Origin of the sequence: Collinsella aerofaciens (genome assembly GCF_015546965.1) — a bacterium.
GTDB classification, from domain to species: Bacteria; Actinomycetota; Coriobacteriia; order Coriobacteriales; family Coriobacteriaceae; genus Collinsella; species Collinsella aerofaciens_X.
Genome location: NZ_JADMUF010000003.1, coordinates 143,309 through 163,928, shown reverse-complemented (window position 1 = coordinate 163,928; position 20,620 = coordinate 143,309). Strand labels below are relative to the sequence as shown.

The window sequence follows — 20,620 nt, the reverse complement described above, 5'->3', positions numbered from 1 at the left end:
CCGGGCCCGCGCCTTTAGACGCGAGCCCGGGGCCCGTGGGTTATACCCTAAGAGCAAACCACCCTTTTTAAGGGTGGTTCTGATTTACATATGCGGACATGGCTCAGTTGGTAGAGCACAACCTTGCCAAGGTTGGGGTCGCGGGTTCGAGCCCCGTTGTCCGCTCCAAACGTAACAGCCCGGCTACTAAAGTAGTCGGGCTTTTTCGTACCCATTGCTTGGGCTCGAACCCGAGAGGGAGCGAGCGTTAAGCAAACGCGGAGCGTTTGTAGCGAGCTGGCGAGGACGCCGGCAGGCGGCCGAAGCCGGCGCGTATCCGCGAAGCGGATACGCGGACGCCCCGTTGTCCGCTCCAAGCGTAACAGCCCGGCTACCACGGTAGCCGGGCTTTTTCGTATCCATCGACTGGGCTCGAACCCGAGAGGGAACGAGCGTTTTGGGTCGTGGCTGTGGCGCTGTTTGCCGCGAATGTTCGCTTTGGGCGTATCATCGTGGGCATCTCGTATAACCTCGTTGTAAGGGAGATACGCCCCATGGCTACAGAAAAGTCTTCTTCGCGCTCATGGATGTCCGACGCCGCGATCTATCAGATCTACCCGCGCTCGTTTAAGGATTCGACTGGTTCGGGTCTGGGCGATATCGCGGGCATTACCCAGCAGATGGACTATCTTGAGCGGCTGGGTATCGAGGCCATCTGGCTGAGCCCGTTTTACCCATCGCCTCTTGTCGATGGTGGCTATGATGTGGCGGACTACTGCGATGTCGACCCACGTCTCGGCTCGCTTGACGACTTCGATGACATGATCGCTGCGGCTCACGCGCGCGGCATCAAGGTCATCATCGACATCGTGCCCAACCATTCATCCAACCAGCACCCCTGGTTCAAAGCCGCTCTTGCCGCCGGCCCCGGATCGCCCGAGCGCGCCCGTTATATCTTCCGCGATGGTCGCGGCGAGCACGGCGAGCTGCCTCCCACCAATTGGAATGCCAACTTTGGCGGCCCTGCCTGGACGCGTGTTGCTGACGGTCAGTGGTATCTGCACATGTTTACGCCCGAGCAGCCGGACTTTGACTGGACATGCCCCGAGGTTCACGTGTTCTTTTGCGACGTCCTGGCGTTTTGGAGCGATCGAGGCGTCGATGGCTTTCGCATTGATGTGGCGCACGGTCTCGCCAAGGATCTCGACCGCGATGACCTCGACCGGTGGCATCTCGCCGAGGGCGATGACATGGTTGACGACGGCACCCATCCGCTGTGGGACCGCAACGAGGTCCACGAGATCTATCGCGAGTGGCGCCGCGTGTTCGACCGCTATAATCCGCCGCGCAGCGCCGTTGCCGAGGCGTGGGTGCTGCCCGAGCGCCAGTATCTCTACGCGCGTCCCAGCGAGCTTGGCCAGACATTCAACTTTGAGTTCGCCAAGGCCACTTGGACCTATGATGACATGCACGCTGCAATCGAGGAGGGCATGAAGGCGGCCATCGAATCCGATTCCGCCTCGACCTGGGTACTCTCCAACCACGACGTGCCGCGCGTGGCGACACGCTATGCCCTGCCGCAAATCAAGGCAACGCGCTACCATCAGATCGCGCTCGACTGGCTCTTACGCGACGGGTCGTCTTATAACGAGGACCGTGAACTCGGCGAGCGCCGCGCGCGGGCGGCCCTTTTGCTTGAGCTGGCGCTTCCGGGCTCGGCATACGTGTATCAGGGTGAGGAACTCGGCCTTTTTGAGGTGGCTGACATTCCGTGGGCTGCACTCGAAGATCCCACTGCGACCAATACGCACGGACCGAAGCGCGAGAAGGGGCGCGACGGCTGTCGTGTGCCCCTGCCATGGGTAGCGGCGGACGATCCCACGCAGGGCGGATCGTTTGGGTTTTCGCCTGCGGACGCCGATGCGGCGCCCCATCTGCCGCAGCCTGCATGGTTTTCCGATTACGCTGCCGATAGAGAAGAAGCGGACCCGACATCGATGCTTGCGCTCTATCGTGACGCCCTCTGGCTGCGGCGCAGGCTGCACGGGTGCGCCAACGATCTTGCGTGGCTCGATCTTGACGGGCGCACCGGCCTTGCGGATGGTGCCGAGGGCGCTGAGGGTGGCGTCATCGCCTATCGCCGCGACAACGGATGGGCGTGTGTGACGAACTTCGGTGCAGCACCCGTGGAGCTGCCGGCGGGCAGGGTCCTGCTCACCTCATCACCGCTTGCAGACGGCAGGCTCGCGCAGGACAGCTCCGCCTGGATTATGCTCGGTGAGATATAGGAGCCTCTTGCGGCGAGTTTGCGTTTGCCTGCGCTTTCCGTGTTGGCTGATGTCTTCGCGAGGTTCGCGAGGGCGTCGCAAAACTTTTCAAAAAAAGTTCTTGCATAGGATGCGGGCATCACGTAAGATTAATCCTCGTAAGCGGACATGGCTCAGTTGGTAGAGCACAACCTTGCCAAGGTTGGGGTCGCGGGTTCGAGCCCCGTTGTCCGCTCCATTTGGGCGTTTAGCTCAGGGGGAGAGCGCTTCCCTGACACGGAAGAGGTCAGAAGTTCAAATCTTCTAACGCCCACCAAATGTTCGCAGCTCAGAGGCTATGTCCTCTGGGCTGTTTTGTTTTGCTACCAAGCACGCCGCCAAATAAGCCACCAAATATTGATCCAAGGTCCGTACGCGATGGCCTTCGCATCCCGTAGAGGTGCCGGCAGATTGCATACGTCCTGGCCGATCGTGACCGCAACATGTTGGTCAAGCATAATCTTTTGGATTCTTTTGGCGTGAGTGGCTTGGTTTTGGTAGGATTTGTCAGCGGCTTGACTAAGGGGGTTTTATAACTGCCATGCAGGTAGCCGTGTTGGTAACGTTTTACCGACTTGCCAAGAACCCCTCATAATTAATGCGTCTGCAAAATGACTAATTGCTTTGACCTGCTGAAACACTATATGTTGTGTTTGACCTAAAAAAAGAATACAGGATATAGATGCCTCTTTGTCGTATGATAGATGGCGGACAGAGAACGAGAACCTTATTCGCCCCATTTGGATAGATCTTTGAGCCCCTTGATTGGCTGCGAGGATTGTCCGCATGAGGGACTATGGTTATCGAGAACACAGATTGCGCGACGGCGCCGCAAGACAGGGGCACGCCCTGCCGGGCATCGTTTGGCTCTGAAGCGCAATGAGACTACGACGCGAAAGAGGCAAGAGGATGAAGATCATCAAGCGCAGCGGCACCGAGGTTGTCTTTGACATCGATAAGATCGTCAATGCCATCCGCGCCGCAAACTTGGAGGTCGAGGAGAGCTCTCGTCTTACCGACCGCCAGGTGGTTTACGCGGCACAAAACGTCGCCGAGGCATGCGAGAACGCGGGCCACACCGTGTCGGTCGAGGAGATTCAGGATCTGGTCGAGGACGAGATTATGCGTCTCGACTGCTACGAGGTCGCTCGCCATTACATCATCTATCGCTATGTTCAGAGCCTGAAGCGCCAGAAGAACACGACCGACGACAAGATTCTGTCGCTGATTGAGTGCAACAACGAAGAGGTCAAGCAGGAGAACTCCAACAAGAACCCGACCGTCAATTCCGTTCAGCGTGACTACATGGCCGGCGAGATCTCCAAGGACCTGACTCAGCGTGTGCTGCTGCCCCAAGAGATCGTGGATGCCCATAATGAGGGCCTGATCCATTTCCACGATTCGGATTACTTTGCCCAGCACATGCACAACTGCGATCTGGTGAACCTGGAGGATATGCTCCAGAATGGTACTGTTATCTCGGGTACGCTGATTGAGAAGCCGCACAGCTTCTCGACCGCCTGCAACATCGCGACGCAGATCATCGCCCAGGTTGCTTCCTCCCAGTACGGTGGCCAGTCGATTTCGCTGACCCATCTTGCCCCGTTCGTCGAGGTGAGCCGTCAGAAGATTCGCGGCGAGGTCGCCCGCGAGCTCGAGGAGCTCGGCGTTTCCGCATCTCCCGAAAAGGTCCGCGAGGTCGTTGAGGACCGTCTGCGTGACGAGATTCGTCGCGGCGTCCAGACGATCCAGTATCAGGTCGTGACGCTTATGACCACGAACGGCCAGGCGCCGTTCGTGACGGTCTTTATGTATCTTAACGAGGCCCGTACGCCTCAGGAGAAGCACGACCTTGCCATGATCGTGGAGGAGACGCTTCGCCAGCGCTACGAGGGCGTTAAGAACGAGGCCGGCGTGTGGATTACCCCGGCGTTCCCCAAGCTCATCTACGTGCTCGAGGACGATAACGTTCACGAGGATTCCCCGTACTTCTACCTGACTCAGCTGGCTGCGAAGTGCACCGCCAAGCGCATGGTGCCCGACTACATCTCCGAGAAGAAGATGCGCGAGCTCAAGCTGTCGAAGGGCGAGACCGCGGGCAACGGCGACTGCTATACCTGCATGGGTTGTCGCAGCTTCCTGACGCCCGACCGCTCCGGTAACGGATTTAACAACGTGGCCAACGCGCTGAACTATGACCCGAACAAGCCCAAGTACTACGGTCGCTTTAACCAGGGCGTTGTGACCATCAACCTGCCCGATGTCGCGCTGAGCTCGCATCAGGACATGGACAAGTTCTGGAAGATCTTCGACGAGCGCCTTGAGCTGTGCCACCGCGCCCTGCTGTGCCGTCATGAGCGTCTGATGGGTACGCTTTCGGATGCCGCACCGATTCTTTGGCAGTACGGTGCCCTGGCTCGCCTTAAGAAGGGCGAGACGATCGACAAGTTGCTCGTGGGCGGTTACTCCACCATTAGTCTGGGTTATGCCGGCCTGTATGAGTGCGTTAAGTACATGACGGGCCACAGCCACACCGAGAAGGAGGGTACGCCCTTTGCCATGGCCGTCATGCAGCGCATGAACGACAAGTGCGCGGAGTGGAAGGCCGAAAGCGATATTGACTTCTCGCTGTACGGTACCCCGCTTGAGTCGACGACCTACAAGTTCGCCAAGTGCCTGCAGCGTCGTTTTGGCATCATCCCGGGCGTGACGGACAAGGGCTACATCACCAACAGCTACCACGTCCACGTGTCCGAGGAGATCGATGCCTTCGACAAGCTCAAGTTTGAGGGCATGTTCCAGCAGCTTTCGCCGGGCGGTGCCATCTCCTACGTCGAGGTTCCCAACATGCAGGACAACCTCAAGGCTGTCATTCGCGTGATGCAGTACATCTACGACAACATCATGTACGCCGAGCTCAACACCAAGAGCGACTACTGCCAGGTGTGCGGCTACGACGGCGAGATCAAGATTGTCGAGGATGACGGCAAGCTGGTGTGGGAGTGCCCCAATTGCGGCAATCGTGACCAGGAGAAGATGAATGTCGCCCGTCGTACGTGCGGCTACATCGGTACCCAGTTCTGGAACCAGGGTCGAACCGAGGAGATCCGCGACCGCGTGCTGCACCTCTAATACCGCTTCGGGGCTGAACCGAGAGGGCCGCTTGGGCTTTTGCTCGCTATTTCGGACAGTCCTGCGCAAGACGAAGGCCACATTAAGTGGCCTTCTTTGCGTGCGGAACTCATATCGAGCAAAAGCCCAAGCGGCCCTCTCGGTTCAGCCAGGTCGACGTTTCTGAGGTGCAGCACGCGGTCTGCTCACTCCTCGAAGTTCTTAGCGGAAATGAGTTGACCGGCGGTAACGATTGACTTGCAATAACGGTTGAGCTGCAACTCATTTTTTATTGGACCTCGAACCCTATACTCGATGTTCGCTTCGTTCACCGAGTATCGCTCGCGAGGGGTCTGGAGTATATCGTCCCGCCCGCAGTTTCGCAGGCCAAAGGCCGAGAATGTTTGAGGACGGGATGATATACTCCAGACCCCCCAGGAAGGTTACCTATGAACTACGCGAACATTAAGTATTTCGACATTGCTGATGGAGAAGGCGTTCGTACTTCTCTGTTTGTGAGTGGGTGCCGTCGTGGGTGCAAGAACTGCTTTAACTCTGTCGCGTGGGACTTTGCTGCGGGCGAGCCGTTCGATCGCGCCGTCGAGGACAAGATCATCGAGAGCCTCGATCATCCCTTTATTGACGGCCTGACGATTCTGGGCGGCGAGCCTATGGAGCCCGAGAATCAGGCGGGGCTCGTTGAGTTTGTCGAGCGTGTTCGTGCCGCGTATCCTGCGGGGTCAGGAAAAACCATTTGGTGTTTTACCGGCGACGTGCTCGAGGAGCTTATGCCGGGTGGTCGTCACCATACCGAGGTCACGGACCGTATCCTTGCCTGCCTCGATATGTTGGTGGATGGCCCGTTTGTTCAGGATCTGTACGATATCTCATTGCGCTTTAGGGGCTCGAGTAACCAGCGTGTGATCGATATGAACGCTACGCGCGACCGTGCTGAGCGCGAGGGCGTTGTGCTTTGTGATGCGGTTGAACTTTGGCGTGATGATCCGGTCTATTCGACCCATACTATGTAGCTTGTGGCCGATGCCGAAGAGCGTGGTACCATAGCGCGAACACAAAATCGGAAAAGTGAGGCCCAGATGGTCGATCAGGAAAAAGTCGAGGCCGCCATTAAGCTGTTGCTTGAGGGCATAGGCGAGGACCCAACTCGTGAGGGCCTGCTGGAGACCCCGGCGCGCGTTGCCCGTATGTATGGTGAGATCGCCGGCGGTATGGACCAGAGTGCCGAAGAGCACCTGTCCAAAACCTTTGCCGTCGCCTCGAACGACTTGGTTATCGAGCGCGACATCACGTTTTACTCGCTGTGCGAGCATCATCTGCTGCCGTTTTATGGCAAGGCTGCGATCGGCTATATCCCTAACGGTCGCGTGGCGGGTCTGTCTAAGCTCGCTCGCACGGTTGAAGTCTATGCCCGTCGTCTGCAGCTGCAGGAGCAGCTGTGTGCGCAGGTTGCCGACGCTCTCATGGATTATCTCGCTCCCCAGGGAGCGATTGTGCTCATGGAGGCTGAGCATATGTGCATGACCATGCGCGGCGTGCAAAAGCCCGGCACCAAGACCGTGACGCTCGCTCGCCGCGGCGTCTTTGAGACCGATCCCGCGCTCGAGGAGCGGTTCTTTAGGATGCTGGGCCGATAGCATGAGGGTCGTCAACGACTTTACATCGAAGACCGATGAGGGGACGTCGCGTCGCGGCTTCATGGCTTCGGGCCTGGCCCCCTTTGGTGCCATGCCTCGCATTGATTACATTTGTGCCAACGGGCTGTTTCGGCGGCACCTGGGCAACATTGCGCAGTTGGAATCGGGGCGCATCTTCTGCCGCCACGGTATTGACCATCTGCTCGATGTCGCTCGCATTATGTGGATCAAGAATCTCGAGGAGCAGCTCGAATTTGACCGCGAGGTCATCTACGCCACGGCACTTCTTCACGATATCGGCAAAGATGAACAGTATGAATCGGGTATATCCCATGATGTTGCAAGCGAACGCGTCGCTGATGCGATTCTCGGCGGCATGCCCGATGATGTGGCGTTTGAGCCGGCCGATGCCGCAGCCATTAAGACGGCCATTCTGGGTCATCGAAAGCTGCGCGTGAACAGCCAACCGCTTGAGCGTCTGCTCTATGCAGCCGACAAAGCGTCGCGCGCCTGCTTTGCATGCCCCGCGCGCAATGCTTGCAACTGGAGCGATGATAAAAAGAACCTGTCGATTCGCGTATAGTTAGTTTGCGCGGTCGGGGCTCTAAACGAAGGAGACGATCGCGATGAGCAACAAGAAACTGCCCGAGAATGCAACCAAGACCGAAGGCGCCGAGCTCGCCCGCCGTGGAAGGGGCGAAATATCCACCGCAACGGCGGTGCCCCACGTGAGCTATGACGATCTGCGCCATGCCGATCGCATTACTATCGACGGTCTCGAGGTCTTTGCCAATCACGGCGTGTATCCCGAAGAGAACGCGCTGGGCCAGAAGTTCATCGTGTCCATGGTGCTCTATGCCGACCTGCGTGCAGCGGGGGAGCACGATAACCTGGACGCCTCGATTGACTACGGCTCGGTGTGCCACGATGTCGATGGCTATCTGCGTGAGCATACGTTTAAGCTTATCGAGGCTGCAGCCGAGGGTGTGGCCCAGATGTTGCTGCGCCGTTATCCCTCGCTGCTTGGTGTGCGCATCAAGCTCGATAAGCCTTGGGCGCCCGTCGGTCTTCCCCTGGCAAGCTGCGGTGTCGAGATCGAGCGCGTGCGCTAACCGGTTCTAATACGTCTCTATGGGTGGCTGCTTGAGCCGCTGGGACAGCGCTCTATTGTTGGGGCAGTACGCGTCGAGCAGGGCGTGAAACCGATGATTGTGGCTTGGCTCGAGCAAGTGGACGAGCTCGTGGGCGACAACCATGTCGAGGCATTCGACGGGGTAGGCGGCAAGTTCTCGTGCGATGCGAACGGCGCCGGATTTGGGAGTGCATGAGCCCCAACGCGTTTTCATGCTGCGTACGGAAACGCGAGAAACGGCGACACCCATTGCGATTTCGTATGCGTGCACCATATCGCGCAGCGCCGATGTGACTTCGGACGTATAGAGCTGGTCGATGTGGGCTTGGAGCTCATCGGACGTTAGGCCGTCGAGGATTGCGTGCCGCTTGGTCTGTGGGCCTTCGTCCGATTTATCGGTACCCATAAAACTTGCGAAGGTGGCCTGTTTGGGTCGCGGTGCGGGCGATGCAAAGTTGTGATCGAGCGCATCTTGTACCGTGATGGGCTTGCCCCAAAGTGCAATGATGGACGAGTGACTGAGCGGCTCTCGCGCCGTCGCCTGACGTTGCTCGCGCTGGGCAAGTCGGCTGATAATCCAGGCGCTGTTGCGTTTCACAAACGCTTCTATACGCTCGCGAGTGGCGCTGAGCGGTGCGCTTGCGTGGACCTCGCCGCTCGATGTGACGCGTAGGTTGAAGTTCTTGACGCGCTTTTTGGTAACGACGACGGGGATGGGCGTCCCATCCGGTCGGGATACGGAAATCGTAAACTGCTGCGTCAAAAGCGGTCCTTCAGATTGGGGACGGGCCGGCATGTCGACCGTTCGGCATGCCGGCCCGCTCAAGGGATGTGAAATTAATAACGCTCAAAGAAGGCAAGCGCGTTGTCGCTGCAGAGCTTCTGCATCACGGTCTTGCCAAAGTGCTTGGAGAGCATGTTCTGGAACTCGGGCATCTTGCTGGCGTCGGAGAGGAAAGCGGGCACAGTGGCGCCGTCCCAGTCGCCGCCGAGCGCGATGACGTCCTCGCCGTCCAGGTCGAGCCAGTGCTCGATATGTGCCGCCAGCTGGTCGAAGGTGACGTCTGCGGCGGTCTTGTCGGTTGCGTCGTTGGAAAGGAACTCGCTGCAGTAGTTGAGACCGACGATGCCACCCATGTCGCGAATGGTGCGGAACTGGTCGTCGGTGAGGTTGCGCTTGACGCCGCAAACCGCACGGGAGTTGGAGTGACTGGCGACGAAGGGGCGCGTGGCGTGGGCGACAACCTCGTCAAAGCACTCATCGTTGAGGTGGGAGACGTCAAGCACCATGCCGGCGTGCTCCATCTGCGTAAGTGCCTCGATGCCGGCGGCGGTGAGACCGGCGTGGGTATCGTGTCCGCTCGCGAGCGGCCCCTGCGCGTTCCAGCTGAGTGATGACATGAGCACGCCCAGGCTCTTGAGCACCTCGATCAGTGCGGGGTCCTCGGCAAAGAACGTGGCGTTTTCGATGGTGTGGATGCAAGCGACCTTGCCGTCCTTGAGCGCGGGACGAATGTCTGCGGCGCTGCGTACGTTGACCATGCGGTCGTGGTTGAGCATGGCCTGGCCGCTCATGTGCGCCATGATCTGCGCCTGGAAGCGCGCGGCGTGGGCGGTGGGAATCTCGTCGGGGACAAACGTGGCGAAGCACTGTGCCCACGGCGTGTTGCCGATCTTTGCGAGCGAGATGGCACAGGCGTTGCCTTCGATGAGGTCGAAATCTTGCGGATGCGTTTCGTCGCCGGGGAAATAACCGTCGGTGCCGGCGGTAAAGCGCAGGTCGAGATCGAGCGTGGCCCAGCCGATGCGGTCGGCGGTGTCGCAGTGTAGGTCAAATACGGGATATGCCATGGTTCCTCCGGTTGCAGCGTTTCTTTGCAAACTGTCTTTGAATTGTATGACTAGGGTATAGTTAGCGCCATATGTTCACGGCGGCCCGCGTTGTGCGCCGCCCTTATCACGGAGGTTACCATGTCCAACCAGGGCAAGAAGGTCAAGACCCATTATCGCGGCACGCTCGATGACGGCACGCAGTTCGATAGCTCCTACGATCGCGGCGAGCCGCTGGAGTTCACCTGCGGCGCCGGTCAGATGATCAAGGGCTTCGACGCCGCCGTTGTCGACATGCAGGTGGGCGAGAAGAAGACCGTGCACATCCCGGCTGCCGATGCCTATGGCGAGCACAATCCCGAGATGGTTTTGACCTTCCCGGCCGAACAGGTTCCCAACATCGAGCAGATCGAGAAGGGCATGAAGCTCTTCCTGTCCACGCCGAGCGGCATGCCCGTCCCCGCCGTGGTCATCGACGTAACGCCCGAGGCCGTGACGCTCGACGCCAACCACGAGCTGGCCGGCAAGGACCTCAACTTTGATATCGAGCTCGTCGAGGTCGAGGGTTAGAGTATGCCTGAACGCTTGGTTTCGACGACATGCTTGGGAAATCTCAACGATCCGTCCTATGAGCTTTTGCTTCGCCGGAAGTTGGGCGGCGTCTTTGAAGTTGACGAGCTGCTGCTCGATTGGGACCAGGCTGATGTATGCGCGCTTGTGGGCGTGACGGAGCTGGGGCGCACGGTCGATGTTCGGCTGGATACTGCCGACGGCGGTCGTCTTGCCGACGGTGACGTGCTCGCTATCGACCACACGGGTGCGGTGCCCGTGGTGGTTGTCGTACGTCTGCGCAGCGCCGAGGTTTATTTGGTCGAAGTTGACCGCATGGACCCGATTGCGCTCGCGCATGCGTGCTGGGAGATCGGCAATATGCATACGCCACTTTTCCGAGGCGATTCGGACGAGCATACCGTGCGCATGTATACGCCGGTGCAGCCTGTTTTGGGCCGCATGCTCCGGGGCGTCGAGGGCGTTCGGCTCTCGGTGGTTACCCGTGAACTCGATTCGGACCGGCGCTTTGCGTCGAGTGCGGCGGATGCCGTTGTGAGTATGGCTCCAGACTTTACGATCGTAAAGAAGGCGCGCGGTTAACGTGCGTATAAGTAAGACGGACTTTGAGAGGCAACTATTCAAAGTCCGTCTTTCTGTTGATGAGATGCTGTAGGGGAAAGCATATGGGTCTTGAAGGAATCAAGCTGATTGCATGCGATTTGGACGGTACGTTGCTGCATCCGGGGGAGCGCGAGCCGCGTTCCGAGGCCTTTGAGCTCATCGATGAGCTGCATCGTCGCGGTATCGTGTTTATGCCGGCGAGCGGCCGTCAATATGCAAGCTTGCGCTATCTGTTTGCCCCGGTGGCCGATGAGCTCGCCTATGTATGCGAAAACGGAGCTCTGGTGATGAGCGAGGGGCGTGCCGTTGTCAAGCGCTCCATGGAGCGTAGCCTTGCTATGGATATCGCGAATGCCGTGGTTGCGTATCCCCATGCCGACGTGACCCTTTCGTGTGAGGGGCACCTTTACACCATAAGCGGCAACGATGCGTTCGTCGACCATTTGCGTTACGAGGTCCATTGCGATGTGGCGGTGGTCGACCGCCCCGAGGACATCGACGAGGACGTCATTAAGATCGCCTTCCAGACGCCCGAGGTGGATCAGCCGGCGGCCCTGGAGTATTTCGAGCGCCTCTTTAGCGACCGTGTTGACGTGATGACGTCGGGAACCGAATGGACGGACTTTATCGGTTTCGGTTCGGGCAAGGGCTCCGCGCTTGCCGATTACGGTCGTGCCCTGGGTATTTCGCCCGATGAGATGATGGCGTTTGGCGATAACGAAAACGACCGCGACATGCTCAACGTAGTGGGCCATCCTTATCTCATGGAGAGCTGCAATCCCTCTATGCGCGGCATCAACGACCACGTCCGTTACGTGCGCACGGTCGAAGAAGAACTGCGCCGTCTGCTTGCCGAGTAGGTTTTCGCGACATGCCTAGAAATGTACTGTTTGCTGTAGCGGATGGGCAAGTAGATTTGCGGGCACGCCTCAAAGACTACCGGCAGTCGGGGCAGAGACCCTCGAAGATGGTGTAGTGCGACGTGACGTGCCAGCCGATTTGCTCGGACGCTTTGGCGTCGAGCTGGGCATCGAAGGGGAGCGGCACGTCGATGACGCGGCTGCACGAGGTACAGATGATATGTGCGTGCGGCTCGATCGTGCGATCGAAGCGGCTGCCGCCCGGCGTCTTGATGGAGAGGATCTCGCCGGCGTCGGCCAAGAGATTGAGATTGCGGTAGACCGTGCCGCGGCTGATCTTGTCATCCTGTTCGCGCACGGCGTTGTAGATTTCGTCGGCGGTGGGATGGTTATAGCTTTGGCGCACGGCGTCAAGAACCAGCTTTCGCTGCCTGGTATTCCTTCTTTGCACCGCCATGCGCCTCGCCTCTTTTCTATTAACGGTCGTAGGTAAATGATACCGTATTTAGCACACAATACTAATAACGAGGCGTGAAACCGTCTTCATTGGTAAGTGGGGTTCGGGCCTGGGCGTCTACGAGGCGAAAACGCGTTCCCATGCGCTCGTAGGAGGCATGAAGCGCCTCGAGATGAGATAGGATATTTGCCGGAGCTCCCTGTATCTCCATCTCGACTGAGCCGTCTTCCATGTTACGCACCCAGCCGGTGAGCGCGCGTGCCTGCGCGAGGTTGGTGTTGGTAAAGCGAAAGCCGACGCCCTGGACTTGGCCCTCCCACCGCAGAAAATAGCGCTGAGGAGCGTTTTGAGTGGCTGCGTCGCTTGCTAGCACGGTAAGCCTGCGTCGCAGCTCGAGCTCAATGCCAGACGGTTTTTGAGGCTCTCGATTGATGCCGGAGAAGAGCTTGTCAAAAAAGCCCATCGCTATGCCTGCTTGCCTGCGTCGGCCGGGAAGGTAATGCCGGCCTGCTGGCGCACGGCATCCATGATGCGCAGTGAGACGAGCGTGACATCGCGGTAGTGGCCAAGCTCGTGGCGTCCCGCCGGGGTCTCCCAAATCTCTTCCTTAACGTTATCGATGCCGCCGATGGCGGTGATAAAGTCTGTGAATTCGTATTCCATAGTGTTGCTCGATTTGGGCAGATCGAGCACGCGGCCGTTGTCGCCCTGTTCGCGCGGTGCCTCGGTCGCTGAGCCGCGTACGACATCGCCGCGATAGTCGATGCGGACGTTGCGGGGCGTGGACAGATGGTCGATCTGGATAGTGCCACGCTCGCCTTCGATCTGCGAGGGCAGCAGGTCATTCGTAATTTTGGAGTGCGCGAGCTCGACGGAGATGCGGCCTCCGCCATAGCTGGCGAGGATGGAACCGCAGCCGTCGATGGGGCCGTGCGTGAGCTGTCGCGTGGTGGGGTCGAGCAGAGTAGTCATGCTCGTAAGGCCGGAGGGCATGCCGAAAATCTCGACCATGGGCTCGACGGCGTAGACGCCAATGTCCATGAGGGAACCCGATGCCATATTGCAGTCGAAGATATTGGTGGCGCGTCCCGCGAGAATCTCGTTGTAGCGCGAGGAATATTTGCCAAAGCGCAATGAGGCGCGGCGGATGGGGGCGATCTCGCCCAGGGCGTCCTCGATGGCGTGGAAGGCGGGATCGTGGAGGGGACGCATGGCCTCGAGGGCCACGACACCTGCTGCCTCGGCAGCGCGGAAGACTTCCAGCGCCTGCGCTTCGGTGGCGCAGAAGGGTTTCTCGACGATGACGTGCTTGCCACCGGCGATGCAGGCAAGGGCCTGCTCGTAGTGAAGTGCGTTAGGGCTGCCGATATAGACGGCGTCGACGTCGACGGCTGCCGCAAGCTCATCGAGTGACGTAAAGTTTCGCTCGCCACCGCGCTCGGCGGTAAAGGCAGTACCGCGATTGGCGTCGCGTGAAAGCGTGCCCACAAACGCGGCTTGGTCGTTGGCGTTGACGACTTGGATAAAGTCGTCGGTGATCATGGATGTGCCGATGGTCGCTATACGCAGCATGTATCCCCCTCGTGCCGTTCGGTTTACAGGATGAGTGTAGCGCGAGGGGGCAGGAAATAGCGTGCGAAAACGCCGTTACAGGTCGCTCTCGTTAAAGCCGGTGTCGATATCGAGGTTGCTGCCGTCGGCCGCCGTGGTGGCGAGCTCATCGCAGCGCTCGTTGAGCTCGTGGCCGGCGTGACCCTTAACCCAGATGAACTCAACCTTGTGCTTGCTTTTGGCGGTGAGCAGGCGCTCCCACAGGTCGCGGTTCTTGACGGGCTGCTTGTTGGCGGTTTTCCATCCGCGCTTTTTCCAGCCGTCGATCCAGTGCTTGTTAAAGGCGTTGACGACGTACTGCGAATCGGAATGGACCTCGACCTCGCAGGGGCGGTTGAGCGCCTCGAGCGCCACGATGACCGCCATGAGCTCCATGCGGTTGTTGGTGGTCTTGGCGTAGCCGCGCGAAAGCTCGGAGGTGAAGGTCTTGCCGGCGGGGTTGGTGTATTTGAGCACGGCGCCGTAGCCGCCGCGTCCCGGATTTGATCGGGCCGAGCCGTCGGTATAGATGATGACCTTCACGGGCTTCCTTTCGTTGGGTACGTTTCGTGTGAGTGACCATTGTAGCGCCATGCCCGCCGGGGGCTAGCATTCTACGATTTCTACCCCGTCTTCCGACAGTTAGTTGGCATGGATAATGCGGTTGAGCTCGTCGAGGTATTGCTGCAGGAGGGGAGAGGGCTTGCGCTCGTCGTGCATGATATAGCCTACGTGCATCGTTGGGGCGTCTGCTAACGGGATCGATGCCATACCCCATTGCATTTCATTGGAGAGGACACCGGTCGACAGGGTGTAGCCGTTCGACGTGATAAGTAAGTTAGTAAGTGTTCCGCGGTCCGAGATTCGTATGTTGCGGTCGCAAGGGATATAGCTAAAAGGTTCCTCGGCGTAATAGAAGGAGTTTGAGGTTCCCTGCTCAAAGCTATAACGCGTATAGGGTGTGAGGTCGGCAAGGGACAGCTGCGGGCGGCGGGCAAGCGGGTGGCGCTCGCTAACGAAGACGTGGACCGTCGCGTCGAATAGGGGATGGAAGCTCGCGCGCGCATCGGCAAAAGCCTTCTGCAGAACGCGGGCGTTAAAGTCATCCAGATACAGAATGCCGATGTCGCTGCGAAACGCGCGGACGTCATCGATGATCTGCGATGTGGTGGTCTCGCGCATGACGAACTCGAACTTGCTGTCGCGGCAGCGCTCGACCACGTTGACAAAGGCCTCGACCGAAAAGGCGTAGTGCTGGGCGGAAATGGCGAGGCGGGCTTGCGGGGTGCCGCCGTCCTCGTAGCGCGCCTCGAGCATGTCGGCCTGCTCTACGACCTGGCGCGCATAGCCCAAAAGCTCGGTGCCGTCGTTAGTGAGCGTGACGCCGCGGCTGGAGCGCGTAAAGATCTCCAGGTGGAGCTCCTGTTCCAGGCTTTTGACGGCGTTTGAGATGTTGGACTGAGCGGTATAGAGGCGCTGAGCTGCGGCGTTGATTGAGCCGGACTCTGCCACGGCAATCAGAAAACGAAGCTGCTGAAGGGTCATCGACGCCATCCTTTCGATTGCTATCTACAAAACCGATAACAGGTTAGCGCTTTTAAGTGATTGACCGAGCGAAACAATGCTCGTACTATTCAAAACACACAAAGGCGGTAGGTAATTAAACCGACCACGGAACCGGGATGCGAAAGGAGGCCCGCATATGAATTGCTTACCAAGACGAATGCCGGGCTCCTGTTTGCGCCCGTCGGCGTGATCAGGAGACAGCGACTTACTTCTCTCTAATTTATTTACTTTTGTTCGATCAAGGAGATCATCATGAGCCAGTTCATCAACAACCCCGAGCACACCTTTGGTTTCGATACCCTGCAGCTTCACGTTGGCCAGGAGAGCGCCGATCCCGCATCCGACTCCCGCGCCGTGCCTATCTACCAGACCACGAGCTATGTGTTCCGTAATTCCCAGCACGCCGCCGACCGCTTTGGTCTTGCCGACGCCGGCAACATCTACGGCCGTCTGACCAACTCCACCCAGGGCGTCTTCGAGGACCGTATCGCCGCACTCGAGGGTGGCGTGGCAGGTCTTGCCGTCGCCTCCGGTGCCGCTGCCATCACCTATACCCTGCAGGCTCTCGCCCAGGCCGGTGACCACGTGGTCGCCCAGAAGACCATCTACGGCGGTTCCTACAACCTGCTGGAGCATACGCTCTCCCAGTTTGGCGTCGAGACCACGTTTGTCGATGCCCATAACCTGGAAGAGGTTGAGGGTGCCATCAGGGACAACACCACGGTCATCTATCTCGAGACGCTCGGCAACCCCAACTCCGACATCCCCAACATCGACGCCATCTCCGAGATCGCCAAGAAGCACGGTCTGCCGGTTGTCGTCGACAACACCTTCGGCACCCCGTATCTGTTCCGTCCGCTGGAGCATGGTGCCAACATCGTCGTTCACTCCGCAACCAAGTTCATCGGCGGCCACGGCACCTCGCTGGGCGGTGTGATCGTCGACGGCGGTAACTTCGATTGGAAGGCGAGCGGCAAGTATGCGCAGATCGCCGAGCCCAACCCCTCCTACCATGGCGTCTCGTTTGCCGAGGCTGCCGGTCCCGCCGCCTTCGCAACCTATGTCCGCGCTATCTTGCTGCGTGACGAGGGCGCCTGCATCAGCCCGTTCAACGCCTGGATCCTGCTCCAGGGCACCGAGACTCTGTCGCTGCGCGTTGACCGTCATGTCGAGAACACCAAGAAGGTCGTTGAGTTCCTGGCTGGTGACAGCCATGTCGCCAAGGTGAACCACCCGAGCCTGTCTGAGCACCCCGATCACGAGCTCTATCAGAAGTACTTCCCCAACGGCGGTGCCTCGATCTTTACCTTTGAGATTAAGGGTGGCCAGGAGGCCGCCTGGAAGTTCATCGATCATCTGCAGGTGTTCTCGCTGCTCGCCAACGTGGCCGACGTCAAGTCGCTCGTCGTGCACCCGGCTACCACCACGCACTCCCAGCTCTCTGCCGAGGAGCTCGCCGAGCAGAACATCACGCCCTCCACGATCCGTCTTTCCATCGGTACCGAGAACGCCGAGGATATCATTTGGGATCTGAAGCAGGCCTTCGCCGCGCTGGACGAGTAAGGCGACTTGTGCAAGGACCCCTTGCGACTCGATAGGTATAACTGCATAAAATGCCTGCTCAAGGCGCCTGTGCGAACAATGGTTGCACAGGCGCCTTTTTTGCATAGAGCGGGTGCAAAAACAGGGTTTTTGACACGCTTTATGCATTTGAGTTGTGGAAAACTCCTGTTGAGAGGATGTGAGTTTTACGCAATTGACGTGCGCCTTTTGAGTAAAACCGCAGGTCGCGATTTGCTCGGGGTACTATGCAGCGCGATCGAATCACACGCAGCTCAAACGCAGCAAAAACGCACTACGGAGGTTTCCAGCTACATGAGGATCGATTCACGAAAACCGAAAGCCGCCGCCCTTTCCGCCGCTCTGACCGTGGCACTTTTGGCGGGCGCCGGTGCAACTGATGCCCACGCCGCAACACTGTCCGATACGGTTGGATCTACGCCGTCCGAGACGACGCTGGTACAGCCCGTTGACTATCGCGGCGATGGTTATGGTTCCATGCAGGAGTGGAACGCCTCGATGGAGGCCAAGCGCGATTCCCTGGAGATGCGCGCTCAGATCATCATGAACATGTACGGTGACTATGCCACCGATGACGAGCGCGCTGTGCTGCAGGGTTGCATCGACGGCGCGGGTAGCCTGTTGACGATGGGGGAGGTCGACGCCAAGTCGACCGAGCTCGATGAGCTGCGCACTGCGCTTGAGGATGCCAAGCGCGAAGCGCTCGAGGCTGCCGCCGAGGCGGAGGCTGCCGAGGCCGTCCAAGCTTCGTACTACAACGCCGGTTACACTCCGTCCTACGCGTCTGCCGCGTCCTACGCGAACGGATCGGGCCTGACGCGCTCTGCGGGTGTCAATAACTACAACGGGCGCCGCGAGACCTATTACAGCAGCAATGTGCTTTATCACTATCGCACGGGCGAATGGACTCAGGATTCTGAGGGCTTCTGGCGCGATTCCGACGGTTATTACGTTGTTGCCGCGGGCGATAAGGCTCAGGGCTCCACGTTTACCGGTTCCAAGGGCGAGTGCAAGGTCTATGACTCCGGCTGCGCCGCCGGAACCACCGACTACTATACCGGTTGGTAATCTGCCTTAAGCCAATAGGACATGACGGGCGGGCGTCTTTACCGAGCCTTTGGGCAACGTAAAGGCGTCCGTTCTTTATGTGCGTTTGAGTTAACAGAGCCCTTACCGTGGCGGTACGCTGGGCGTATGGATGCGGGGCACACTAGTTCATGAGAAATAAGGTCTTTCTCTTGGAGGAAGTGGTCTTGTGAATGCTCGATATATCGCCGTTGCCGTCGTCGCGTTGATGCTTGGCTGCCTTGGTCCCACGGCCGCGCTCGTCGCGGGCATGCAGGGGACATGCGGGGCTGCTCCTATCGTGGTCGGCGCGCTGATCGCGGCCGCGCTGCTGGGAAGCGTGGGCGTGGTTCTTTGCCGCGATGACGAGGACGAGGTGCCGGAGTCGCAACGCTAACTGTTGCGAGATCGACCGCCGGTCATAGACGAAGATGAAGGCCGCCGCAGGGGAAAGGTTCCCTTGCGGCGGTTTTGCTGTTAAGGCTGTTGAATGCGGTGCGTTGGCGCTACCAGCTTTTCTCGATATCGCGGATGCGCCGATAGAGCCACTCGTTTTGTGGTGCCTGGATATCGTGTTTGGCTGCGAGGCGGCAGATGGTGCCCGCGAACTCATCAACCTCGGTTTTGCGCCTTGCGATGCGGTCTTGAGCCATCGAGGGCATACCGGCGGGGTCGATTCCCTCGATGAGGTGCACCATTTGCGTCAGGTCTGCCTCGGTCAGCTCAACGCCCTCGGCGTTGGCGACCGCAAGCGTTTCGCGCATGGCGGAAACAAAGCAGCGACGCTGCTCGGAGCCCGGCTCCGTGGCGCTTCCGTAGGTCCCGCCGTAGGCCATGCAGGTCTGGTTGATGCCGTCGTTGAGCATGAGTTTGGCCCACATGCGGTGCGCAATGTTGCTCTCGACGGTATGGGCGATGCCGCAGCGCGTGTAGAGCTCGTCGATAGCGGCGACGGTCGCGGGGTCGGTGCCGGCGGCTGCGCCAAAGCGGATTTCGCCCGCATTGGTAAAGGTGAGCGCGCCGTTGAGGAACACGGCGTCCATGCCCTGGCAGATACCAAGAACGGTATGCTCCCAGCCAAAGCGTTCGGCAATCTTTTGCTCGCTCGTAATGCCGTTGCACAGCGAGGCGATGAGCGTGTTGGGTTCCACGACACGCTCCATAGTCTTGAGTGCTTGGTCGAGACCGGTGGTCTTGACTGTCAGGATGACCAGATCGGCGGGCGTCGCCTCGCTGGCGCGGACGGACGTGAGACCGCAAGGCTTTCCGTTGACGGTGAGCGCATCGCCCGCGTGACGCTCAAAACGGGCGTCATCCATAACGTATTCGACGGCGTCATTGCCGAGGGCCTTGGCAATCATGCTGCCGTAGAGCAGGCCGACGCCGCCCTTGCCGATAAAGGCGACCTTGTTGATCTGCATGTGAATCATCTCCTCACAAAAAGGCGCCCGCGTGCGGGGCGCCTGGTGGATTGTATGCCGCTGGAGCATGTAGCGTGCACCGGAGGCGGAATTTAGAAGAACAAACGCATGGGAACTTATGCCGCGGGGCAGATGGCAAAAACGCGTGCAGGATATCCAACACCATCACGGACCTTAGGGAAGGTGCAGAAGATGACGGCGCCTGTGGCGGAAGCTCGTCCAGATGGTTCATGACCTCGATCTGATAGCGGTCGACCGAGAGGATGTATTGCTCGCCGGGATAGGGGTAGGCGTCCTCGCGTGTGGTGATGGTCGCCGGATCGGTATCTGCGGGCTCGTGTCCGATGGCGCCGATATTGCGTTCCTCTACAAGCCATTTGATAGCATCGAGGTCCCAGCCGGGGTAGTGGGGCTGGCCGTCCTCGTCCTTGTTTTCCAGATCGGCGAGCTTGGACCAGTCGGAGCGGAAGGCGACGAAAGCGTCCTCGGGAATGCGACCGTGCTCGTCCTCCCAGGCTTTGAGGTCCTCGACGGTCAGGATAAAGTCGGGGTTTGCGGCGCATTCCTCGTGCTTGTCGATCACGCAGAGCGGATGCATAAACTCGATGGGCTCGATCTCGCCAAGGGAGCGGCCGTCGACATGGAAGTGGCGCGGTGCATCGACATGCGTGCCGTACTGCGAAGCGACCGAATACTGGAAGCAGCGCATGGGCGCGAGCATGTCCTCGGGCGTGTTTGGCAGATAGTCGAAGAGCTTGGTGGACTCAAACGGCTTAAAGCCAAACCAGTGCGGGGTGTCGCACGAGAGCGTATGGGTGAGGTCGACCCAGCGATAATCGGTGCTTTTGAGCTGGAAAGCAAGGTTCCAAAGGTCGAGCGCGGGCATGGCGGGCT

At 59.2% G+C, this 20,620-nt stretch carries 21 protein-coding genes and 3 tRNA genes; 15 read left to right on the top strand and 9 right to left on the bottom strand.

Annotation, left to right across the window (positions count from 1 at the left end):
* Positions 1 to 92: 92 nt before the first annotated feature.
* The 9 genes from I1M21_RS04070 (at position 93) to folB (ending at position 8,163) form a co-directional block, all read left to right on the top strand.
* A tRNA-Gly gene (locus tag I1M21_RS04070) sits at positions 93 to 168 on the top strand.
* 365 nt (positions 169 to 533) lie between these two features.
* Positions 534 to 2,267 carry a glycoside hydrolase family 13 protein gene (locus I1M21_RS04065; protein ID WP_229025573.1) on the top strand — a complete coding sequence of 578 codons (1,734 nt, stop codon included), beginning with the start codon at positions 534 to 536 and terminating at the stop codon, positions 2,265 to 2,267.
* Between the two features lie 141 nt (positions 2,268 to 2,408).
* A tRNA-Gly gene (locus tag I1M21_RS04060) sits at positions 2,409 to 2,484 on the top strand.
* 3 nt (positions 2,485 to 2,487) lie between these two features.
* Positions 2,488 to 2,562, top strand: a tRNA-Val gene (locus I1M21_RS04055).
* Between the two features lie 632 nt (positions 2,563 to 3,194).
* Positions 3,195 to 5,417 (top strand): anaerobic ribonucleoside-triphosphate reductase, encoded by a 2,223-nt coding sequence (nrdD, locus tag I1M21_RS04050; protein ID WP_055309732.1) that lies wholly within the window; start codon positions 3,195 to 3,197, stop codon positions 5,415 to 5,417.
* A 428-nt stretch (positions 5,418 to 5,845) separates the two neighbouring features.
* A complete protein-coding gene (nrdG, locus tag I1M21_RS04045) occupies positions 5,846 to 6,427 on the top strand; it encodes an anaerobic ribonucleoside-triphosphate reductase activating protein (RefSeq protein ID WP_195192532.1) in 582 nt (193 codons plus the stop codon).
* Positions 6,428 to 6,493: 66 nt separating this feature from the next.
* Complete coding sequence (gene folE, locus I1M21_RS04040; protein ID WP_022094399.1) at positions 6,494 to 7,051, top strand: GTP cyclohydrolase I FolE; 558 nt, start codon at positions 6,494 to 6,496, stop codon at positions 7,049 to 7,051.
* 1 nt (position 7,052) lies between these two features.
* Positions 7,053 to 7,634 (top strand): HD domain-containing protein, encoded by a 582-nt coding sequence (locus I1M21_RS04035; protein ID WP_171021502.1) that lies wholly within the window; start codon positions 7,053 to 7,055, stop codon positions 7,632 to 7,634.
* 43 nt (positions 7,635 to 7,677) lie between these two features.
* Positions 7,678 to 8,163: a dihydroneopterin aldolase gene (gene folB, locus I1M21_RS04030; protein ID WP_195192531.1), complete on the top strand. Its 486-nt coding sequence runs from the start codon at positions 7,678 to 7,680 to the stop codon at positions 8,161 to 8,163.
* A gap of 6 nt (positions 8,164 to 8,169) precedes the next feature.
* On the opposite strand, the gene I1M21_RS04025 is transcribed toward folB, so the two are convergent.
* Both I1M21_RS04025 and I1M21_RS04020 read right to left on the bottom strand, forming a co-directional pair.
* On the bottom strand, positions 8,170 to 8,946 hold the full coding sequence (locus I1M21_RS04025) for a M48 family metallopeptidase (protein ID WP_195192530.1): 777 nt from the start codon (positions 8,944 to 8,946) through the stop codon (positions 8,170 to 8,172).
* A 74-nt stretch (positions 8,947 to 9,020) separates the two neighbouring features.
* Positions 9,021 to 10,034, bottom strand: a complete 1,014-nt coding sequence (locus I1M21_RS04020; protein ID WP_117766076.1) for a dipeptidase — start codon at positions 10,032 to 10,034, stop codon at positions 9,021 to 9,023.
* 120 nt (positions 10,035 to 10,154) lie between these two features.
* Here I1M21_RS04020 and I1M21_RS04015 point away from each other — a divergent pair, with 120 nt between their 5' ends.
* The 3 genes from I1M21_RS04015 to I1M21_RS04005 all read left to right on the top strand — a co-directional run bounded on the left by I1M21_RS04015 (position 10,155) and on the right by I1M21_RS04005 (position 12,046).
* The gene (locus I1M21_RS04015; RefSeq protein WP_035138874.1) at positions 10,155 to 10,583 is read left to right on the top strand and encodes an FKBP-type peptidyl-prolyl cis-trans isomerase; all 429 of its coding nucleotides are present in this window, start codon (positions 10,155 to 10,157) and stop codon (positions 10,581 to 10,583) included.
* 3 nt (positions 10,584 to 10,586) lie between these two features.
* Complete coding sequence (locus I1M21_RS04010) at positions 10,587 to 11,165, top strand: urease accessory protein UreE (protein WP_195192529.1); 579 nt, start codon at positions 10,587 to 10,589, stop codon at positions 11,163 to 11,165.
* An 83-nt stretch (positions 11,166 to 11,248) separates the two neighbouring features.
* Positions 11,249 to 12,046, top strand: coding sequence for an HAD-IIB family hydrolase (locus I1M21_RS04005; RefSeq protein WP_195192528.1), 798 nt, complete (start codon positions 11,249 to 11,251; stop codon positions 12,044 to 12,046).
* A 76-nt stretch (positions 12,047 to 12,122) separates the two neighbouring features.
* On the opposite strand, the gene I1M21_RS04000 is transcribed toward I1M21_RS04005, so the two are convergent.
* From I1M21_RS04000 to I1M21_RS03980, 5 genes are all read right to left on the bottom strand, one after another.
* Entirely contained in the window at positions 12,123 to 12,503 is a 381-nt protein-coding gene (locus I1M21_RS04000; RefSeq protein ID WP_171025146.1) for a Fur family transcriptional regulator, read from the bottom strand.
* 61 nt (positions 12,504 to 12,564) lie between these two features.
* Complete coding sequence (locus I1M21_RS03995; RefSeq protein WP_195192527.1) at positions 12,565 to 12,966, bottom strand: acylphosphatase; 402 nt, start codon at positions 12,964 to 12,966, stop codon at positions 12,565 to 12,567.
* A 2-nt stretch (positions 12,967 to 12,968) separates the two neighbouring features.
* Positions 12,969 to 14,075 (bottom strand): Gfo/Idh/MocA family protein, encoded by a 1,107-nt coding sequence (locus tag I1M21_RS03990; protein ID WP_195192526.1) that lies wholly within the window; start codon positions 14,073 to 14,075, stop codon positions 12,969 to 12,971.
* Positions 14,076 to 14,150: 75 nt separating this feature from the next.
* Positions 14,151 to 14,687: a ribonuclease HI gene (gene rnhA / locus I1M21_RS03985; RefSeq protein WP_117637459.1), complete on the bottom strand. Its 537-nt coding sequence runs from the start codon at positions 14,685 to 14,687 to the stop codon at positions 14,151 to 14,153.
* 48 nt (positions 14,688 to 14,735) lie between these two features.
* Complete coding sequence (locus tag I1M21_RS03980; RefSeq protein WP_195192525.1) at positions 14,736 to 15,638, bottom strand: LysR family transcriptional regulator; 903 nt, start codon at positions 15,636 to 15,638, stop codon at positions 14,736 to 14,738.
* Positions 15,639 to 15,911: 273 nt separating this feature from the next.
* Here I1M21_RS03980 and I1M21_RS03975 point away from each other — a divergent pair, with 273 nt between their 5' ends.
* The 3 genes from I1M21_RS03975 (at position 15,912) to I1M21_RS03965 (ending at position 18,702) form a co-directional block, all read left to right on the top strand.
* Positions 15,912 to 17,222: an O-acetylhomoserine aminocarboxypropyltransferase/cysteine synthase family protein gene (locus I1M21_RS03975; RefSeq protein ID WP_117770162.1), complete on the top strand. Its 1,311-nt coding sequence runs from the start codon at positions 15,912 to 15,914 to the stop codon at positions 17,220 to 17,222.
* Between the two features lie 312 nt (positions 17,223 to 17,534).
* On the top strand, positions 17,535 to 18,308 hold the full coding sequence (locus I1M21_RS03970) for a hypothetical protein (RefSeq protein ID WP_195192524.1): 774 nt from the start codon (positions 17,535 to 17,537) through the stop codon (positions 18,306 to 18,308).
* Positions 18,309 to 18,495: 187 nt separating this feature from the next.
* Positions 18,496 to 18,702 carry a hypothetical protein gene (locus tag I1M21_RS03965; RefSeq protein WP_195192523.1) on the top strand — a complete coding sequence of 69 codons (207 nt, stop codon included), beginning with the start codon at positions 18,496 to 18,498 and terminating at the stop codon, positions 18,700 to 18,702.
* A 109-nt stretch (positions 18,703 to 18,811) separates the two neighbouring features.
* Here I1M21_RS03965 and I1M21_RS03960 read toward each other — a convergent pair whose 3' ends face one another.
* Both I1M21_RS03960 and I1M21_RS03955 read right to left on the bottom strand, forming a co-directional pair.
* Positions 18,812 to 19,726: a ketopantoate reductase family protein gene (locus tag I1M21_RS03960; RefSeq protein WP_229025572.1), complete on the bottom strand. Its 915-nt coding sequence runs from the start codon at positions 19,724 to 19,726 to the stop codon at positions 18,812 to 18,814.
* A 13-nt stretch (positions 19,727 to 19,739) separates the two neighbouring features.
* Entirely contained in the window at positions 19,740 to 20,612 is an 873-nt protein-coding gene (locus tag I1M21_RS03955) for a cyclase family protein (protein WP_229025571.1), read from the bottom strand.
* Positions 20,613 to 20,620: the final 8 nt, after the last annotated feature.

Bases quoted from the DNA above. Each gene is read 5' to 3' on its own strand.
- I1M21_RS04065 (WP_229025573.1), top strand. From the start codon at position 534: ATGGCTACAGAAAAGTCTTCTTCGCGCTCATGGATGTCCGACGCCGCG.
- nrdD (WP_055309732.1), top strand. From the start codon at position 3,195: ATGAAGATCATCAAGCGCAGCGGCACCGAGGTTGTCTTTGACATCGAT.
- nrdG (WP_195192532.1), top strand. From the start codon at position 5,846: ATGAACTACGCGAACATTAAGTATTTCGACATTGCTGATGGAGAAGGC.
- folE (WP_022094399.1), top strand. From the start codon at position 6,494: ATGGTCGATCAGGAAAAAGTCGAGGCCGCCATTAAGCTGTTGCTTGAG.
- I1M21_RS04035 (WP_171021502.1), top strand. From the start codon at position 7,053: ATGAGGGTCGTCAACGACTTTACATCGAAGACCGATGAGGGGACGTCG.
- folB (WP_195192531.1), top strand. From the start codon at position 7,678: ATGAGCAACAAGAAACTGCCCGAGAATGCAACCAAGACCGAAGGCGCC.
- I1M21_RS04020 (WP_117766076.1), bottom strand. From the start codon at position 10,034: ATGGCATATCCCGTATTTGACCTACACTGCGACACCGCCGACCGCATC.
- I1M21_RS04015 (WP_035138874.1), top strand. From the start codon at position 10,155: ATGTCCAACCAGGGCAAGAAGGTCAAGACCCATTATCGCGGCACGCTC.
- I1M21_RS04010 (WP_195192529.1), top strand. From the start codon at position 10,587: ATGCCTGAACGCTTGGTTTCGACGACATGCTTGGGAAATCTCAACGAT.
- I1M21_RS04005 (WP_195192528.1), top strand. From the start codon at position 11,249: ATGGGTCTTGAAGGAATCAAGCTGATTGCATGCGATTTGGACGGTACG.
- I1M21_RS04000 (WP_171025146.1), bottom strand. From the start codon at position 12,503: ATGGCGGTGCAAAGAAGGAATACCAGGCAGCGAAAGCTGGTTCTTGAC.
- I1M21_RS03995 (WP_195192527.1), bottom strand. From the start codon at position 12,966: ATGGGCTTTTTTGACAAGCTCTTCTCCGGCATCAATCGAGAGCCTCAA.
- I1M21_RS03990 (WP_195192526.1), bottom strand. From the start codon at position 14,075: ATGCTGCGTATAGCGACCATCGGCACATCCATGATCACCGACGACTTT.
- rnhA (WP_117637459.1), bottom strand. From the start codon at position 14,687: ATGGCGCTACAATGGTCACTCACACGAAACGTACCCAACGAAAGGAAG.
- I1M21_RS03980 (WP_195192525.1), bottom strand. From the start codon at position 15,638: ATGACCCTTCAGCAGCTTCGTTTTCTGATTGCCGTGGCAGAGTCCGGC.
- I1M21_RS03975 (WP_117770162.1), top strand. From the start codon at position 15,912: ATGAGCCAGTTCATCAACAACCCCGAGCACACCTTTGGTTTCGATACC.
- I1M21_RS03970 (WP_195192524.1), top strand. From the start codon at position 17,535: ATGAGGATCGATTCACGAAAACCGAAAGCCGCCGCCCTTTCCGCCGCT.
- I1M21_RS03960 (WP_229025572.1), bottom strand. From the start codon at position 19,726: ATGCAGATCAACAAGGTCGCCTTTATCGGCAAGGGCGGCGTCGGCCTG.
- I1M21_RS03955 (WP_229025571.1), bottom strand. From the start codon at position 20,612: ATGCCCGCGCTCGACCTTTGGAACCTTGCTTTCCAGCTCAAAAGCACC.